Annotated in this window: 5 protein-coding genes; 1 reads left to right on the top strand and 4 read right to left on the bottom strand. The window is 47.3% G+C overall.

The genetic code is table 11. From position 1 onward, the window contains the following. Positions 1-78: 78 nt before the first annotated feature. Positions 79-1083 carry a YeiH family protein gene (locus tag FFM73_RS00795; protein ID WP_235874417.1) on the top strand — a complete coding sequence of 335 codons (1005 nt, stop codon included), beginning with the start codon at positions 79-81 and terminating at the stop codon, positions 1081-1083. A 63-nt stretch (positions 1084-1146) separates the two neighbouring features. Here FFM73_RS00795 and FFM73_RS00790 read toward each other — a convergent pair whose 3' ends face one another. The 4 genes from FFM73_RS00790 to uvrA all read right to left on the bottom strand — a co-directional run bounded on the left by FFM73_RS00790 (position 1147) and on the right by uvrA (position 19072). After that, positions 1147-13239 carry an LPXTG cell wall anchor domain-containing protein gene (locus FFM73_RS00790; RefSeq protein WP_137629898.1) on the bottom strand — a complete coding sequence of 4031 codons (12093 nt, stop codon included), beginning with the start codon at positions 13237-13239 and terminating at the stop codon, positions 1147-1149. A gap of 28 nt (positions 13240-13267) precedes the next feature. After that, the gene (locus FFM73_RS00785) at positions 13268-13975 is read right to left on the bottom strand and encodes a glycosyl transferase (RefSeq protein ID WP_137629897.1); all 708 of its coding nucleotides are present in this window, start codon (positions 13973-13975) and stop codon (positions 13268-13270) included. Next, complete coding sequence (locus FFM73_RS00780; protein ID WP_137629896.1) at positions 13972-15927, bottom strand: glycosyltransferase; 1956 nt, start codon at positions 15925-15927, stop codon at positions 13972-13974. Before FFM73_RS00780 ends, FFM73_RS00785 begins: the two co-directional genes overlap by 4 nt. Before the next feature lie 280 nt (positions 15928-16207). Beyond that, complete coding sequence (gene uvrA / locus FFM73_RS00775) at positions 16208-19072, bottom strand: excinuclease ABC subunit UvrA (protein WP_137629895.1); 2865 nt, start codon at positions 19070-19072, stop codon at positions 16208-16210. Between the last annotated feature and the right edge of the window lie 4 nt (positions 19073-19076).

Below are 19076 nucleotides of genomic sequence, written 5' to 3'. Positions count from 1 at the left end.
TCTATTAATTTTTAATATTTTATTAATGATACCAATTTCTGTATACTTCAACAAGTACATAGAGAGGACGCGATATTAGTGAAACCAGAACGGGCAGTTTTGCCAGGACTTATTCTTAGCTTCATTATTGCCATTATTAGTCAATTGATCAATTCCTATTTAATTAAGGGAATCGGTGCACCTACCGTTGCCTTATTGATCGGAATTTTGCTTGGCAATACCATCATCCGCCAGCCCATGTGGCAGAGCGGAACCGCTTGGTCAGAAAAACGGCTGTTGGAATACTCCGTGCTTTTGCTGGGCGCCACTATCACCTTCCAGACGATTCGTGACTTACATTTAACCGGCATCATCTTCATCTTATTGCAGATGACCATTACTATTTGCGGTGCCCTGCTATTAGGAAAACGGCTGCACTTTTCAGAGGGCATGACGTTACTGATGGCTGGTGGCAATGCCGTCTGCGGTTCTTCGGCAATTGCTGCAATCACCCCCGCCATTGAAGCCAAGGACGAAGATAAACGGTTGGCGGTCACCTTGGTGAACCTTTCGGGGACGATCCTCATGCTGACGCTGCCGGTGATTAGTTTATTGGCCTTTCACCATAATAATTTTTTACGGGGTGCGCTCATTGGCGGCACCGTCCAGTCAGTGGGACAAGTCATTGCCAGTGCCACCATGGTCAACGACCCCACCACGACCTACGCCACGCTGTTTAAAATTTTACGAATCATCATGCTGGTTGCGGTGGTCGTCATTTTTAGCCGAATCCACCAGCATAATCAGTCGGCTAAGGGGGTCGAAACCACAGTACAAAATAGTTGGCGGCGGGCTTTACCCTGGTACGTGATTGGCTTTGTGGTGTTATGTGCGCTTAATTCTTGGCTCCATTTTGACACAACTATTTCTGACTTTGCTCACGGCCTGTCCAGCTGGTGTGAAGTCACCGTCTTAGCTGCCATTGGGCTGCGACTAAACTTTGCAGCCTTCGTTAAAGCGGGTAAGAAACTGGTTTTATACGGCGGTGGCCTGATGATTATCCAGGTTGCTAGTGCTCTAATTTTAATTACCGTGTTACTTTAATTTTTACACTACAAAAGCGCGCAGAATTTACGAATTCTGCGCGCTTTTTGTTAACGACAACGATTACTTATCGTCTTGTTTACGTTTCTTACGACCTGCCAATCCAAACAACATCAACAAACCTGCAAGACCTAGGCCAATTACAGCACCGGTCTTGTTATTCTCGTCATTAGTTTGTGGCAATTTGTTGCCTGCGATATTTGCTTGACCAGAAGGTGTTACACCATTTTGATTCTGATCTACTGATTGATTCTGATCTACTGAATCTTTGTGACCAATAATTATTGCTTCTTTGCTAGCCAGGTTAGCTGGTCCATTACCCTCGGCTGGTCCATTGCCCTCGAAATGCTGACTACCGTTTTGGGTACCACCGTTTGAAGGCAGAGTTGGCGTTGGAATCCCTGTACTATTCGGTCCAGTAGTTGAACCCTTGTTGCCCGCTGAACTATTTTTATTTGAAGCACCATTTGAAGACTGAGTTGGTGCTGAGATTCCTATGCTTTGTGGTCCACCGGCTGAACTACTCTCATTTGAAGCACTATTGGATACTGAGAGAGGACTTGCAGCGCTCTCACTAAGGTTGGCACTGCTGCTATTAGATGTGTTAACTCCGCTTTCACTTACAACAACCGAAGACTCATATGCACTGTCGATGGCGCCTAACGAACTGGCTGCGCTAGATGCACTAGCAGCTACTGAGGCAGCTGAGCTTGCTAAGCTGGCATTTTCAATTGCCACACTAGCGGCACTGGAAGCGATGCTGGAAGCAAGACTTACAGCACTGGAACTATTAGCACTGGCCGCACTGGAGGCAACCGAGGCAGCAGAACTTGCTACACTAGCTGCGCTGGAAGCAACCGATGCCGCGGAACTGGCTACACTAGCTGCTGAAGAAGCAGTAGAAGCAGCTGACTGAAGACTAGCATCTGATGGGTGACTAGCCGCTTGACTAGCAGCCGCTGATCCATCATTCGTGGCGGTTGAAGCCCCTGTTGAGCCTACCGATGCTGCCGAACTGGCAACATTAGCGGAACTCGATGCTGCACTGGCATCATCCTTCTCGTGCGTCGCTGTTGCTGCAGAAGCCAGATTGTTCATTGATGTCTTCAAACTAGCAATGGCACTTGAAGCACTGTTGAAGGCAGAAGTTTCACTGTTAGTCAAAGCGGAACTAGCTGCAGATGACTCAGTTGTCGCAACACCGGCAAGGCTTGCGGTTGAGTTATTGTCAGAGGCCAAGCTGCCATCATTTGGATAACTGGCTGCCATGCTGGAAATAGCACTCGAACCGCTGGCAATGATACTTAAATCATTCTTGACGTGGGCACTCATAGCAACACTAGCCAAACTGTTTAAGGCACTCGAAGCACTTGAGGCTGTAGACGCAGCGCTGGAAGCTTGGATTGCAGCCGAGCTGGCGGTTGAAGCGGCGGTGCTGGCAGCACTAGAGTTACCGACACTGGCCGCAGAACTGGCAGTTGACGCAGCAGCTGAAGCAACACTGGAAGCGGAATTGGCAACACCCACTGCAGCACTGGCATCACTAGCCAAACTGCCGGCCGTGCTGGCGGCGATACTCAAATCAACATCGCTTGGGTAATCACTAGCCGCACTCTTAATTGAGTTAGCAACACTTTCAGCACTGGTCGAGTCAGTCGCTACCGATTTAGCAGCCGAGCCGACAGTCGTTGAAACGTTGGCAGCGGCACTGGCGTTATCGCTCATATTGATGCCGGTGGCTACGGCACTCAAATCATTCAACGATTTGACAGCCGAGCTGGCGACAATTGAAGCAGCGTTAGCAACCGTTGAAGCAGCGTTAGCAGCCACACTAGCAGAACTAGCAACATTACTCTTACCAGCAGTGGCAGCGGAACTAGCGACTGAAGCTGCTGTTGAAGCTTTAATTGCAGCGGCACCGGCGTCTTTCGCAGCACTGGATGCAGTCGAGGCTAAACCTGAGGCGGTTAAAGTGGCAGTGCTTAAAGCTGGATCATTAGGATACTGACTAGCCATACTTGCAATGCTATTGGCAGTTGAACCAGTATTAGAAACGGCTTGGCTAGTTGACACAGCACTACCAGCAGCTGTGGAAGCTGTGTTAGAAGCGTTACTTGCATCATCGGTCATATGCTGCGTGTTAGCGGCATTGATCACACTGGTCAGACTATTCATAGCTGTTGAGGCGGCTACTGATGCTGACAAAGCAGCTACTGATGCGCTAGAAACAGCCGTGGAAGCAGCACTGAGATCAGCTGGATCTGTCCCTGCTAAACTGTTCTTCAGGCTTGAAGCAGTCGAGGCTTGGTCACTAGCTGTACTTGCCTGATTAATAGCTACCGTTGCAAAACTACCAGCGGCACTGGCCAGACTACCTAATCCCTTATCACTGCTATAGTCATTAGCCAAGTCAGAAGCTCCCTGTGCCATGACACTAGCACTTGTAACTTGGGTAGTGGCCGCTGATGCACTAGCGGCAGCACCACTAGCATCATCGCTTGCGTGCTGGATCATGGCTGCGTTCTTTAAATTGTCTGCTGAGTTCTTCAAATTAGTAATTGCACTGGCTGCGGCGGTTAAGTCCGTATTGGCATTACTGAATGCTGTTGAAGCAGATGATGCCGCAACACTATCGCCTTTGGTAACAGCATTACTGTAAGCCGTTGAAGCAGATGAAGCGACCGATGCCGCGGTTGAGGCAGCGGCTGATTGGCCTATAGCCGAATTGTTAATAGTTGCTAAACTAGTGTTTTGCCCACTTAATGTGGCATCACTTGGATAATCCTTGGCCAAACTATTCGTAACCGCTGAGTCACTCGCAATTACACTCATATCATTCTTGATGTGGGCACTTGTAGCAATGTTACCTAAACTGTTTAAAGCACTCAAAGCAGTCGAGGCTGCGGATGCTGCACTGGCAGCGATGGTTGCAGCCGAGCTAGCGGTTGAAGCGGCGGTACTGGCGGCACTAGAGTTACCGACATTGGCTGCAGAACTGGCAGTATTGGCAGCCGTTGAAGCAGCACTAGCAGCCGAATTAGCAACGCTCACTGCAGAACCGGCAGCACTAGCTAAACTACCAGCCGTGCTGGCAGTGCTACTCAAATTGGCATCGCTTGGATAATCACTAGCCGCACTCTTAATCGAGTTAGCAACACTTGCAGCATTAGTCGAGTCAGTCGTTGCCGAACTAGCAGCTGAGCTGGCAGCTGCTGAATTGCTTGCGGCGGCACTGCTATTGTCGTTCATGTTGGTGTTGGCAGCTGAGGTACTCAAATCATTCAACGATTTAATGGCATTACCAGCAACAATCGAAGCAGAGTTGGCAGCCGTTGAAGCGTCCTTAGCGACCAAGCTAGCGACACTAGCAGCGCCACTATCACCGGCATTGGCAGCGGAACTAGCAACTGAAGCCGCATTAGAAGCGCTAATTGCAGCATCACTGGCTACTTGTGCAGCGCTGGATGCAGTCGAGGCTAAATCTTTAGCGTTTGAAGCGATAGTGCTTAAAGCAGAATCACCTGAATACTGACTGGCCATACTTGCAATACTGTTGGCGGTTGAGCTGGTACCAGAAACGGCTTGGCTGGTTAAGGCAGCACTACCGGCAGCTGTCGAAGCAGCGCTAGCAGCGTTACTTGCGTCATCAATCATATGCTGCGTATTAGCAGCATTGACCACACTGGTTAGACTATTCATGGCTGTTGAGGCAGCTACTGAAGCTGTCGAAGCAGCTAACGAAGCTCTGGATACAGCCGTGGAGACGGCGCTGAATCCGGCTGAATCCTTGTTGGACAGCAGATCGCTCATTTTTGCGTTTTCACTTGAAGCCGTTTTAGCTTGATCATTAGCCATACTTGCTTGGTTCGAAGCTATTGTTGCAAAACTACCAGCGGCAATGGTCAGACTGCTTAAAGCCGTATCACTGCTATAGTTCTTAGCTAAGCTAGCAACATTTTCTACCGTGGAACTGGCACCCTTGACCTGATTTGCGGCCACTCCAGCACTGGTGGCAGCACTAGTGGCATCATCACCTGCGTACTGAATCATAGCTGCGTTCTTTAAACTGTCTGCTGAATTCTTCAAATTCATAATTGCAGTAGATGCAGCAGTTAAATTCGTGTTGGCAGTACTAAGCGCTGTTGAAGCAGTCGCTGCCGCAGTATCATCACCTTTGGCAATGGCATTACTGTAAGCTGTTGAGGCAGCTGAAGCGGCAGCAGTTGCGTTAGAAGCAGCTGCCGATTGTAACGCAGCTGATCCGCTAACATTTGCTAAATCGGTATTTTGCTTGCTTAATGTGCCATCGTCTGGGTAACCCGCAGCCAAACTATTCGTAACCACTGAGTCACTCGCAATCACACTCAAATCATTCTTAATGTGCGCACTCGTAGCGATGCTAACCAGACTATTTAAGATATTGGTAACAGTAGCTGCAGCACTAGCAGCTGTACTTGAAGCCGCACTAGCCATGCTGGATGCAGCGCCAGCAGCACTGTAGTTACCGGCACTGGCAGCAGAATTGGCAGTTGAAGCAGCACTGGAAGCAACACTTGAAGCAGTATTGGCAATATTCGCTGCAGAACTAGCATCACTAGCCAAGCTGTTGGCCGTGCTGGCGGCAGTACTCATGTCATTGAACGATTGGGTGGCATTGCTGGCAACCGTGGAAGCATCACTAGCAACCACGCTAGCAGAACTAGTGGCACTACTCTCACCAGCACTGGCAGCGGAACTAGCGACTGTCGCTGCGCTGGAAGCGTTACTTGCGGCACCACTGGCTGTATGCGCAGCACTTGAGGCATTCGAAGCTATATCTTTAGCGGTTGAATTAGCACTGTTCAACGCAGTATCACTCGGATACTGGCTAGCCATACTTGCAATACTGGAGGCAACTAAACTAGCATTGGAAGCAATTTTATCAATTGCCGCAGCACTATCAGCGGCTGTGGAAGCATCTTTGGCTGCGTTGCTTGCATCATCATTAATGTGCGCCTTAGTGGCATCACTCAAAATGCTATTGATCTTGGCTCCCTCGTTCGCCGCAGTTTCAGAAGCCACTTTGGCTGCACTAGCTGCCGTGTAAGCGGCAGTTGAAGCAGAGCTTGCGGATGCACTTTCACCCGATTTTGCAAAGTCACTGGCTGCGCTGGCCGCACTGGATGCAGCGGTTGAAGCTGAGGCAGCTGATGTTGTCGCAGTATTAATTGCCGCACTGACACTATCAATTGCAGTCTTGGCACTGGCTAATGAACCATCGCTTGGATAGTTTGCGGCCATGCTGGCAATTGACGTTACAGCGGTGCTTGCATCACCTAACTGAGTTGCTACCGATGCGGAGGCTTCACTGGCTGTCCTAGCATTTGAGGCAGCAGCCGAGGCATCGTTATTAATGTGCGCCGTTGTGGCACCACTCAAAATGCCACTGATCTTGGCACCCTCATTTGCAGCAGTTGTGGAGGCCGACTTGGCTGCACTAGCTGCCGTGGAAGCAACTACTGATGCAGAGCTTGCAGACGCACTTTCACCTAATTTTGCAAATTCATTGGCTGCGCTGGCCGCACTGGATGCAGCGGTTGAGGCTGAAGCAGCTGACGTTGTTGCAGTATTAACTGCTGCACTGACACTATCGATTGCGGTCTTGGCAACAGATAATAAAACACCACTTGGATAATTTGATAACATGTTGGATATCGTTGTCGCGGCAGTACTTGCAGCACCTGACTGGATTGCTACTGACGCAGAGGCATCACTAGCTGTCCCAGCATTCGTTGTGGCAGTTGAAGCATCATCATTGATGTGCGCCGTTGTGGCACCACTTAAAATATCATTGATCTTAGCTCCCTCGGTTGAAGCAATTGCGGAAGCCGACTTAGCTGCACTGGCTGCCGTGGAAGCAGCAACCAAGGCAGAACTTGCTGAAGCGCTATTGCCCGATTGTGCAAAGTAACTGGCTGCACTGGCCGCATTCGAAGCGGCGGTTGAGGCTGATGTTGCCGTTGTTGTGGCAGTGTTAATTGCTGCGCTAACGCTGTCAATTGCAGTCTTCGCATTGGTTAACGAACCATCACTTGGATAATTTGCAGCCATGCTGGCGATTGACGTTGTCGCAGTATTTGCAGCACCTGACTGGATTGCTACTGATGCGGAGGCATTGTTAGCTGTCCCAGCATTTACAACGGCAGCGGAAGCATCATCATTGATGTGCGTTGTAGTGGCACTACTTAAAATACCATTGATCTTGGCACCCTCATCCGCAGCAATTGTGGAAGCCGATTTAGCTGCACTAGCTGCCATGGAAGCAGCTACTGATGCGGAGCTTGCGGATGCGCTGTTGCCCGATTGTGCAAATTCATTTGCCGCGCTGGCTGCACTGGATGCAGCAGTTGAGGCTGATGTCGCCGTTGTTGTAGCAGTGTTAATTGCCGCGCTGACACTATCAATTGCGGATTTCGCATTGACTAATGAACCATCGCTTGGATAGTTCGCGGCCATGCTGGCGATTGACGTTGCTGCGGTATTTGCAGCACCTGATTGAATCGCTACTGATGCAGAAGCATTACTGGTTACCCCAGCATTCACAGCAGCACCTGAAGCATCATCATTGACGTGCGCCTTGGTGGCATCACTCAAAATGTCATTGATCTTAGCAACCTCGGTAGCAGCAATTGTGGAAGCATCCTTGGCTGCACTAGCTGCCGTGGAAGCGGCAACTAAGGCAGAACTTGCTGACGCGCTATTGCCCGATTTTGCAAAATCACTCGCCATGCTGGCCGCATTCGAAGCAGCGATTGAGGCTGATGCAACTGATGTTGTCGCAGTATTAATTGCCGCACTGACACTATCAATTGCGGATTTCGCATTGACTAATGAACCATCGCTTGGATAGTTTGTAGCCATGCTGGCAATTGACGTTACAGCGGTACTTGCAGTCCCTGACTGAATTGCTACTGACGCGGAGGCATCGCTAGCTACTCCAGCATTCACGGTGGCAGCCGAGGCATCATCATTGACGTGCGCCGTTGCGGCACCACTTAAAATGTTATTGATCTTAGCGCCCTCGTTCGCAGCGGTTGCGGAGGCCACCTTGGCTTTGGTCGCTTCCGTTGAGGCAACAGCTGAAGCAGAACTTGCGGAGGCACTCTCACCCGCTTTAGCAAACTCACTGGCTGCGCTGGCCGCACTGGATGCGGCTGATGAGGCCGATGCAGCTGACGTTGCTGCGGTGCTGATTGCCGCGCTGACACTGTTGATTGCGGTCTTCGCACCGGCTAATGAACCATCACTTGGATAGTTTGCTGCCATGCTGGCAATCGAATCAGCAGCTGTAGAAGCAGTATTGGATACCCCAGCCACTGCTCCAGACGCTGTATTTGCGACCCCAGCATTTATAGTGGCAGCCGAAGCATCAGCATTAATGTGCGCTGTTGTGGCACCACTTAAAATATCATTGATCTTGGCACCTTCACTCGCAGCGGTCGTGGAAGCTGTCTTGGCATCACTAGCTGCCGTGGAGGCAACAGCTGAAGCAGAGCTTGCCGACGCACTATTGCCCGCCTGTGCAAATTCACTGGCTTCCTTGGCCGCGCTAGATGCGACTGATGAGGCCGAGGCAGCTGACGTTGTGGCGGTGTTGATTGCCACATTGACACTGTCGATTGCGTTCTTTGCACTGATTAATGAACCATCACTTGGATAGTTCGCTATCATACTACCAATTGAACCGGCAGCTGTAGAAACAGCATTGGATTCCCCAGCTACTGCTCCAGACGCTTTATTTGCAACGCTGGCATTCACCGCAGCCGCTGAAGCATCATTTCTTGCATGTGCACTGTTAGCATTGGCAATCTCATTAGCAAGTTTTCCTGCTTCTGTGGAAGCAATGCTTGATTGATTGTTTGCACTGTTTAATTGAACTGATGCAGAAGTTAACGCAGAGCTAACTGCTGCACTATTATTATTAGTTGCTGCTGTTGACGCATTATCCGCAAATGACTGGGCTGATTTAGCAGCGGATGCGGCAGCTGTTGAAGCAGCTTGAATAGCTGCACTAATACTATTGATCGCTGTTGATGCTGAAATAAGATCAGCATCATTTGAATAATCATTTAATAGGTTAGTAACGGAAGATACAGCAGTGCTAGCAGCAGTCGAATTAGTCGTTTGGTTTGCCGCTGTTGAAGCTGATGCAGCTGTTGATGCGACTACACTAGCATCTTGACCCATGTGCCAGTTATTAACCGTACTTTCAGTACCCGAAGCTAAAGTGGACTGATCAGTGGCAGTCTTTGCAGCATTCGCAGCTGAAGCTAAAGTGCTCGTAGTCACTGAATTAACAATGCTGCTTGCTGTGGCTAAATCACCATTGGCAAGTGCTGAACTCAATGCCGTTGAAGCAGCTTGAATAGCCGTAACAGCCGAATTAGCGGCTGTAACAGCACCACTAGCAACCGTTTGATTAGCAGCTAAACTCGTATTGTTGTCCGTTACACCAGTCGATGCAGCAACTGATGCGTAATCATTAATGGCTTTCGAAACGCTTTGAGATGCTGTCTTAATCGCATCGCTAGCTCTAGTAGCCGTTGTAACATCCGTTTGTGCTGAAGCAAGAGCACTGTTTAAGGTATTCGTGTAAGTTAAGCCAGTGAATGCGTTAGAATCACTCGTAATTGCGGAACTACCAGCGGTCACATTACTATTAGCGTTAAATGCTGACGAACCTGTATTAAAGTTCTGCACTAAATCGCTCACAGCTGAATAACTACCATTAGTAATTGCAGTACTCATGCTGTTGACCGCATTAGACATCCCGTTATAAGCAGCACTGGCCGCAGTTGAAACTGCACCAATACTATCTAGACTAGTCTTAGCGTTATTAAGTAGCGCTGCAACTGAAGCATCCGACTTATTAGTCTCGGCTGATGTCGATAAAGCATTATAGTTGTTTAATGCATTCTGGTAATCATTTGAAACGGCTGTTGAAGCAGCTGATAAATGATTAAGCGTTGAAGTTGCGGATGCTACGGAGGTTGCTACGCCTACTTGATCGGCAAGTATGGCAGCTTGTCCGCTTAACGTTGCTGCAACACCTGAAATATCTTTCAATTTAGCAGCTGCGGTTGCCAAACTAGTAAGTAAGTCTGACATACCTGATGCGTTATTAGCTGTATCAGCGGTCTTGATTGCATCAGAAAGTGACGTTACAGCCTTGTAAGCGGTATTGGCGCCAGTGTTTGCAGTCTGTAAACTATTAACAGCTGTTGTTAAGCTACCCATGAGTGAGGCCAAACTGGTACCACTGGTCAAATAACCACTGGCCGTTGTCTGAGCACTTGTGAGTAAATCGGCACCTGCCTTAGCAGTGTTATCAATGCCCGTTGATGTTGGAGTTGCCGATGCTAGCGTTGAGTTAGCTACGGAAACTGCATTGTCAATGGTGATTCGGTTGGAAGCACTTGTAAGGTTATTATTTGCCGTCGTCGTTGCTGTACCTGCAGCCGTTGATGCTGTATTAGCAGCTGTTAACGCATTACTAATAGGAGTCTGTGCATCATTGTATGTTGCAGCAGCTCCGTATGAACCAGCGTTAATATCATTTTCAAGTGAATTATAAATGTTATTTAGATTGGTCCTTTGTGCCTGAACGGCTGTCAATGACGCATTTAAGGCAGCTAATGTATCTGTAACGGTTCCGTTAGCCGTGCTTAATTGGGCATCAGACCCACCATAACTTGTTACGCCACCACTAATTCCATTCAAACCGGCACTTACTGACTGAATAGCGTTACTTAAACTAGCAATCGTAGTATTAACATTTGCGATTGCAGTCTTAGCTGATAGATCAGCTTGAAGTGCTGCATTGACAACTGCGGCAGATGCAGAAGCTGTGGAATATTTGGTGTAGGTATCACTCATCGTCCCAGCAAGAGAGTCGAATGAACCAGCACTTGTTAAAGCACCGATAAACGCTGAGGCCATACTTCCTAAGTTAGCCATACTTCCTAAGTTTTGAGTAAGACCTGCAGCTATTTGGGTATTAACCGCGTTACTTACAGCTTGTCCAGAAGTTACCAAAGTACCCGCAGCATTGCTTGCGGCATTCATAGAATTAACCAATCCACTTAATAAAGCTGACCCGGTGGCATTAAAATTAGCATTTGAAGTGTAATTATTAGTGGTAATCTGTTTAGCTTGCGTCGTGAACTTAGCATTAGCGCCACTCATACTTGTAGAAAGTGACGGGAAGTTTATTACACCACTTATGGAAGTTTTGGGAGACGAGAATCCAGTGACGCCCATACCATAATTGGTCCCTGATCCTGCTGAAGCGTAATATTGAATCATTTTACTTGTTGCTGCACTCATATCAGTTAGTGCAACTAGTGCGGCCCCAAGATCTTTGCTGTCTCTCGCTGTATTTACAGCCGTTGACGCCTCAGTGTAAGCTTTGCCCATCGAAACGGTGTCGGTGTTAACAGCAGCCATAATGCTATTTAATTTAGTAAGAGCACTAGATACAGTGGCTAAACTAGCCCCGCCAGTGGCCGCCAAACTAGCAGATATCACGGGTAACGCTGCACTTAACGCAGGCCACACCGTCATAGACTTTTCATATCCAGCTAATGCATTTGAATACGTTGTTGCTTGCGCTGTAATAGCCGTAGAAGCTGTTGCGTAAGCAGCAGTCTCTAGCGTATTTAGGTGACTAACAGCTGAACTTCCAGCAATACTTGCAGCATTCAAAGAGTCAAGTTGATTCTGGAGTATTGCAGTATTTGAAATAATAATTGTTTTATTGAACATCGACGCAAGAGCCTCAGAAACAGCGATAGCCGAAGCGTTTGCTGCAGACAAGCTATTATAAACAGATGTCATAGAAGTAACGGCAGTAGCACCCACTAAGTTCGGATATTGCGTTAATCCCGCAACTATCCCACTAACTTCTTTAGCCTCAGCAGTAAAAGAAGATGCGGCGCTCGAAGCATATGGCATGATGATATTGGCAAAAGAATTAAGTTGATTATCCGCTGCCAAGTTCTGCTTAGTTGCATTTGACGCATAAGACGTAATACTGTTCGATAGATCATTAAACTGCTTCATTAAATTCTGAACAGATGTCGAATTCGTTGCAGCATTAAGACTATTCAAAACACCTGTTAAGCTTTTGGTCATACTTAAAACCGCATTAGAATAAGAGGTGAGTGCCTGGGGTGTAGCTGTACCATAAAAGGCATTATAGATAGCAGTCATTGCAATGAAAATATTCATTAAAGAGGCACTCGAACTGGCAAATCCGTTTGAACCAGCGTAAGTTGCTGCCATTCCCAAAGAATAGTCTGCGTTTATATTAGTAATGGCATTAGTAAGCAAAGTTAAATTATTGGTTGCTGAAGTTATCGAATTCGACATTTCCTGCTGTTCAGGCGTCAACGATCCCGCCTTAACCGGTGGCGTCCTCAAAACAACTGAATCTCTCCCAGCAGAAGCAGCACCGCTCGTAGAACCTGCACTAGTCAAACCATTACTAGAATTTGCCCCAGCACTAGCACTGGTCTGTTTGTCAGAAGCTGACGTACTACCAGCGCTTGCGGAAAATGCTCCCGTACTGTCACTCTTAACAGGTTGAACCGCTGTTGGTGTACCACTGTTAGCGCTAACATTTGCATTTTTACTTTCAGTCGAACTGGCCACAGTTATCCCTGCAGATTCGGCAGTTTTAACAGCTGTCTTTTGGGCATCATCTGAAGCGAGTTCATTAGTTGCTTTATCAGTGACATCATCCGCAACTTTAACGGCGATACTGGCGTCATCAGAAGCCGCGCTTGAAGAAACGCTGCTTGGTGAGGCAACGCTGGTATCAGCAGCCATACTGTTGGTGGTTGCTGCCGTGGCACTTTGCTGAAGCGTGTATGTGTTAGCTTGAAGCGACTGGCCCGCACTATCAGCCTTCGCCGTTGTATCCGGTGAATTATTCTTAGTCGTTGTAACCGCATCAGCTTGCGCGGTATTGCCATCATCGATCACGTAGGCACTGATAGTAGTAAAAAACAGCAGAATGGCAGAGTACATCCATCTCTTGCCAGCCTTAAACATCTTGTAATGACGCTTTTCCGTCACGTCATCTTGGTCCTTTAAATTTCTGAACCTACTGCTCATCTCTAACTCCCCCTTAGAAAAACTGCACTTAACTCATGATGAGATCTGCATCATATTTTTTAACTTCATTACTTAAGAAATAGTCGAAAGCGGTCTGCTCACTGTCGAACCACCTGTGCTGACCATCGTAATCCATGATTTCAAAACTGGTCTGCACGATTGGCCATTCGTTAGGCCCCTTACCATCCAAGTGTTGCCACATAAATGATGATTGGGCACCAACCTTACCTTCACCATTGTAAAAGGTGATGTGTGAGAGGCCGCCAAACGTGGTGTAATAGCGGGTAGCTGACCGAAAACCGCGCCAGTCCCAAATATCTGACACCACGTTTTCTTCACGCCGGTCGAGATAGTTTAACATGGACACTTGACCTAACGGCTGTTCACCGTAAAGGTCAATATCGATCATTGTTCGGCCATAGTCTACACCATCACGCTTGGCACGTGCCAATGCAAAATCGGTACCTTCCAAATGGTACCTGGTTTTGTCGATTTCCGGATTATAACGGTAGTGAACGATTTTTTCAGGCATATCCACAGTTCCTAAAAATACGTCGTACATATTCAGCAAATCACCACTATCTAACCCGTAATCTTTGAGGTGGGCATGCTGGTTAGGAAAATAGCCCCGAACCACGATTTTAGCTGGATTGCCGGCATCCTTTTCTTTTTTTACAGTCGCCGCAACTGTCGGGTCCAAGTTAGGATTATTTGATTTATCAACGTATAATTTCATAACTGTCCCTCCAATTGTTTCATCCGCTTAAAGTACTTCACGGACTTTGGCCCACGCCAGGTAATTTCGTTAGCCCGTTGGCCAAGCTGGAATTGGGTATCCATCTCACCCTTATAAGCAACCCCATACCGTGGTAGGTCAAAATGCTGCTGATACAGCTCCGGCCATTGCTTGTTGGCATCAGCAATTAACTGCTTCCAAGCATCCCAAACCGTTTCCTCATAGTAACGGGAACTCAGATCATAGGCTTGATCAGAAAGCTCCTGCAATTTTTTATCACTGCTAAAAACTTCGTAAAAGCGATCCGCCATTTCTTTAACGAACAAACTTTCCTCACCCTGTGGTGCCCAGCGAGTCAAGTAACCGTTCTTACCGTGAACCACCAGATCGTTGGGACCATAATTAACGTCCGTCGAAATGGCTGGTTCACCGTTCGCCATGGCTTCCATCATGGAAATATTGAAGCCTTCCATGATCGAAGCTAAGGCATAAACTTGGTGGCGCCGATGAATGCGGTAGAGTTCGTCACGATCTGTAACATAGTTGTGTAACGTCACCACATCGGACTCGATTCGGCGAACCTTGGTAATATCGTCGGTTGGCTGATCATGATCATCTAACATGGTCGGCTTGGCTAATTTAAACTCTTCAAATAACTTCAACAAGTCGCGATTAGTCTGATTATTATTGCTGCCATCAAAGTAACCATAAACGTCTAGATGGGCGTTCAACCCAGGATGTTCGCGGTTAGCAATCATCAGCGCCTCGGTTACCGCGTTGATCCGCTTATCGGGTGCCCGCCGGACGATCATCAAAACGGAGTGCGGATCACGGTCAGCCATTGGCACGCGGTCTAAATCACGAATAGCCTGTGGCACAACACCAACGGGAATCGTAAAGCCCTTAGCAGCTGATTTATACCGTTTATTGACATCTCTACGCTGCTTATTGGTGGCCGAAACTACGGCGTTAAAGCGATTAATGTTCATTAAATCATATTCATAGTTATTGTTGGCATCGGTAGTCATCACATCCCGGGTATCCGAAGCGTGCAGGTTATGCAGATGTAAGACCTTATAGGCTGGCTGTTCCATGTTGATCATGCCATCGCTAGCACCACTGCTCCGATCAGAGATGAAGACGTTAGGCGTCTTTTCACTAAAGAAATCATTGTTTAAATCATTTAAAAATTCCTTAGTCAATTCATCAAAGGAATCCAATACGTACGTGAACCCGTTTGGTTTGACTAAGCGGTAGCCAGTAATAATGGCTTCATCCTTGGGGGTCTCAAATTTGCCTGCTTTGAAGTCCTCACCGTTTAACTTAGCATTCGCTTTGCGTTGCCCCTCTGCTTCAAAGAATTTCCGTTTCCGCAAGTTGATCTCGCTTGGCCGCAATGGCTTTTTACGTAAGAATTCTTCGATCACCGGACGCCCATCTAAGTCTAAATAAACGTTGGTATTCGGTGTTCCATCAGGATCAACGTACTGGGTTTTAGAGACAAAACCGCGGGTATCGTAAAAATCCACCTTATACAAATTACCAAAATGTTCGAACACTTCGGTGAAAGTCACAATGTTATCATGTTTGGGATCCGTATGAATCCGGCCCATAAACTTTTGCTTATCGGTATCTTCCCAGACTAAAGTCGTGTCTGGCTTATTTTTATCCGCTTCAAGCACAGCGGGTGTGCGTCCGCCCCAGTCCACATCTTTAGCGTGAACTGGATGTTCCGGCACGTATTCTGTCTGGGCGTAATAATCAAATAGGTTGATCAGCTCAGCGTCATTAACGCCCCATGCTAAAATATCCCGATGCCCGGTTTGGGTATAGGTTCGAGTGACGATCTTAAATGAGACTTGATTCTTCCGAAATAGTAATCCCCGTTGCACTTGCGCATGTTCAATTCCTGAGCCTTGCTCGGCAACCCGTTCATTCACAAAAAAATACATACTATGTACCCCCCCTACATAGCTCAACAATCTTTCCAGAAATAAATTGCTTTTAAATATAACTATTAATAATATTAAGGCTTTATTCCAATAATGTATAACTAACTTCGATTATACTAAAAGTAAGCAAAAAAGAACACTCATTTGGCTAAATAATTAGAACAAAAATATCATAATGGCTTATTTTTATAATTATCACAGGTAGTCAAAAAAGTTCCAGTAAGAACCGGAAATTCACCGGTTCTTACTGGAACTAATTTTAGTTGATTTAAATTGAATGTTATTTACTCTTGACTGTTTTAGCAGTTTGATCCGCCATCCGTTGTTTATCACGCTTCAAGACTGGTCCTAAATACTGACCGGTATAGCTTTCCTTGACCTTAGCAATGTCTTCTGGTGTCCCAGTCGCAACTACTTGGCCGCCACCGTCGCCACCTTCAGGCCCTAAATCGATCAAGTAATCCGCCGTCTTGATCACATCCAAGTTATGTTCAATGATCAAGACCGTATTGCCCTTATCCACTAGACGATGCAAAACCACTAACAGGCGTTTGATGTCATCCGTGTGCAGTCCGGTCGTTGGTTCATCAAGAATGTAAAAGTTCTTACCATCGGCCTTCTTCTGCAGTTCTGAAGCCAGCTTCATCCGCTGGGCTTCACCACCAGATAACGTGGTTGCTGCTTGACCTAACGTCACATAACCTAGGCCAACATCGTGAATCGTTTGCAGCTTGCGGGTGATCTTCGGAATGGCACTGAAGAAGTCCAGTGCTTGATCTGCCGTCATGTTCAGAACATCAGAAATATTCTTACCCTTATACTCAACTTCCAAGGTTTCAGAGTTGTAGCGGGAACCATGACAAACTTCACAAGGCACATAGACGTCTGGCAAAAAGTTCATTTCGATCTTTAAGATCCCATCACCGTGACAAGCTTCGCAACGGCCACCCTTAGTGTTAAAGCTGAACCGGCCCATTTGATAACCCCGCAATTTAGCTTCGGTGGTCTGAGCGAACAGCCCACGAATGTCACCAAAGACACCCGTGTAGGTGGCTGGATTGCTTCGCGGTGTCCGACCAATGGGACTTTGATCAATATTGATAACTTTCTCAATGTTCTTGATACCGCTAACTGACTTATACTTCCCAGGCTTTTCTGAGTTGTGATTAAGCTTCTGCGCCAGCACCCGCTTTAAGATCGTGTTGACCAGCGTCGACTTACCAGAACCAGAGACCCCAGTCACCACCACAAATTCACCCAGGGGAAAATCAACGGTGATGTTCTTCAGGTTATTTTCAGCCGCCCCGGTAATCCGAATCTTCTTGCCGTTACCTTTACCACGTTCGGTTGGTACTGGTACAAACTTCTTCCCCGACAGGTATTGACCAGTCAACGACTTCTTGACCCGAGTTACCTGTTTCGGCGTTCCGGCAGCCATGACTTCACCACCATGTTCACCAGCCCCTGGTCCAATATCGATCAGATAATCTGAAGCTAACATAGTGTCTTCATCATGTTCCACCACGATCAGGGTGTTCCCTAAATCACGCATCTTTTTTAATGAAGCAATCAGCCGGTCGTTATCTCGTTGGTGCAACCCAATTGAGGGTTCATCCAGAATATAGAGAACGCCTGATAAGTTCGAGCCAATTTGAGTCGCCAGCCGAATTCGTTGAGCTTCCCCACCGGATAAGGTTCGCGCTGAACGACTCAGCGTCAAATAATCTAACCCAACGTTTTCCAAAAAGGTCAACCGATCCCGAATTTCCTTTAAGATTGGTTTAGCAATGGTTGCGTTTTGTTCGCTAAACTGTAATTTTTCAAAGAATGGTAATTCCTTACTGATCGCCAAATCAGAAACTTCACCGATGTGCTGACCACCGACTTTAACGGCCAGCGCTTTACGGTTCAGCCGGTAACCATGACAGGTCTGGCAGGTCAATTCACGGAAGTACTGCTGCATCTGGCCCTGAGTAAAGTCCGAACCATTGTGATACCGCCGTTCCACGTTGTTAACGACTCCTTCAAATGGGGCATCCGTTTCTCGGACCCCACCAAAATCACTGTCTAAAAAAAAGTGGTAATTCTTGCCCTTCGACCCGTACAAAACAAATTGCTGGTCTTTGGCAGATAGCTTCTCCCAAGGGGTATCCATGTCGATACCAGCTTGTTTGCAAGCCTGACGCAGCATTTCCGGATAGTATTTAGAACTGGAATTCCAAGGTGCCAATGCCCCTTCATTCAACGTTTTAGTCCTATCAGGCACGATCAAATCAGGATCCACTTCCAGCTTCATCCCCAGACCATCACAGTCGGGACAGGCACCATATGGCGCGTTAAACGAAAATAGCCGTGGTTCCAGTTCACCCACCGTAAAACCGCAGATGGGACAGGCATAGTGTTCAGAAAACATAATTGGTTCGCCATCGATCAAATCAGCAACGGCATAACCGCCACTTAAACGTAGCGCTGCTTCAAAAGAATCAAACAGTCGCGAACGAATGCCTTTCTTAACGACGATTCGATCGACCACGATATCAATGGAATGCGACTGGTTCTTATTGAGATCAATCGTTTCATCAACGTCGTGGACCTCGCCATCAACACGAACCCGCACAAAACCTTCTCGTTTAATTTTATCGAAAACCTTTTTATGCTGGCCTTTTTTGCCACGCACAATTGGTGAGAGAATCTGCAGCTTAGTGCGTTCAGGCAAAGACAGCACCCTATCCACCATCTGTTCAACTGATTGACTAGTAATCTCAGTCCCGTCGTTAGGACAGATTGGTGTCCCAACCCGAGCCCACAGCAGCCGTAAATAATCGTTGATCTCAGTCACGGTTCCCACCGTTGAACGGGGGTTTTTAGAGGTCGTTTTTTGATCAATTGAAATTGCGGGTGAAAGCCCATCGATCGAGTCCACATCCGGCTTATCCATTTGACCTAAAAATTGGCGAGCGTAAGAAGATAGACTTTGGACATAGCGCCGCTGCCCCTCAGCATAAAGCGTATCAAAGGCCAGTGAACTCTTACCAGAGCCCGATAAACCGGTCACCACGACCAATTTATTTTTGGGGATCTTGACGTTAATGTTCTTTAAGTTATGGGCTCTTGCCCCGTGAATATCAATATAATCATTTGCCAAAAAC

The sequence above is a fragment of the Secundilactobacillus hailunensis genome (genome assembly GCF_005405185.1).
Taxonomy (GTDB): Bacteria; Bacillota; Bacilli; order Lactobacillales; family Lactobacillaceae; genus Secundilactobacillus; species Secundilactobacillus hailunensis.
The sequence above is the reverse complement of the archived record's forward strand: the minus strand, read 5'-3'. Positions and strand labels throughout refer to the sequence as shown.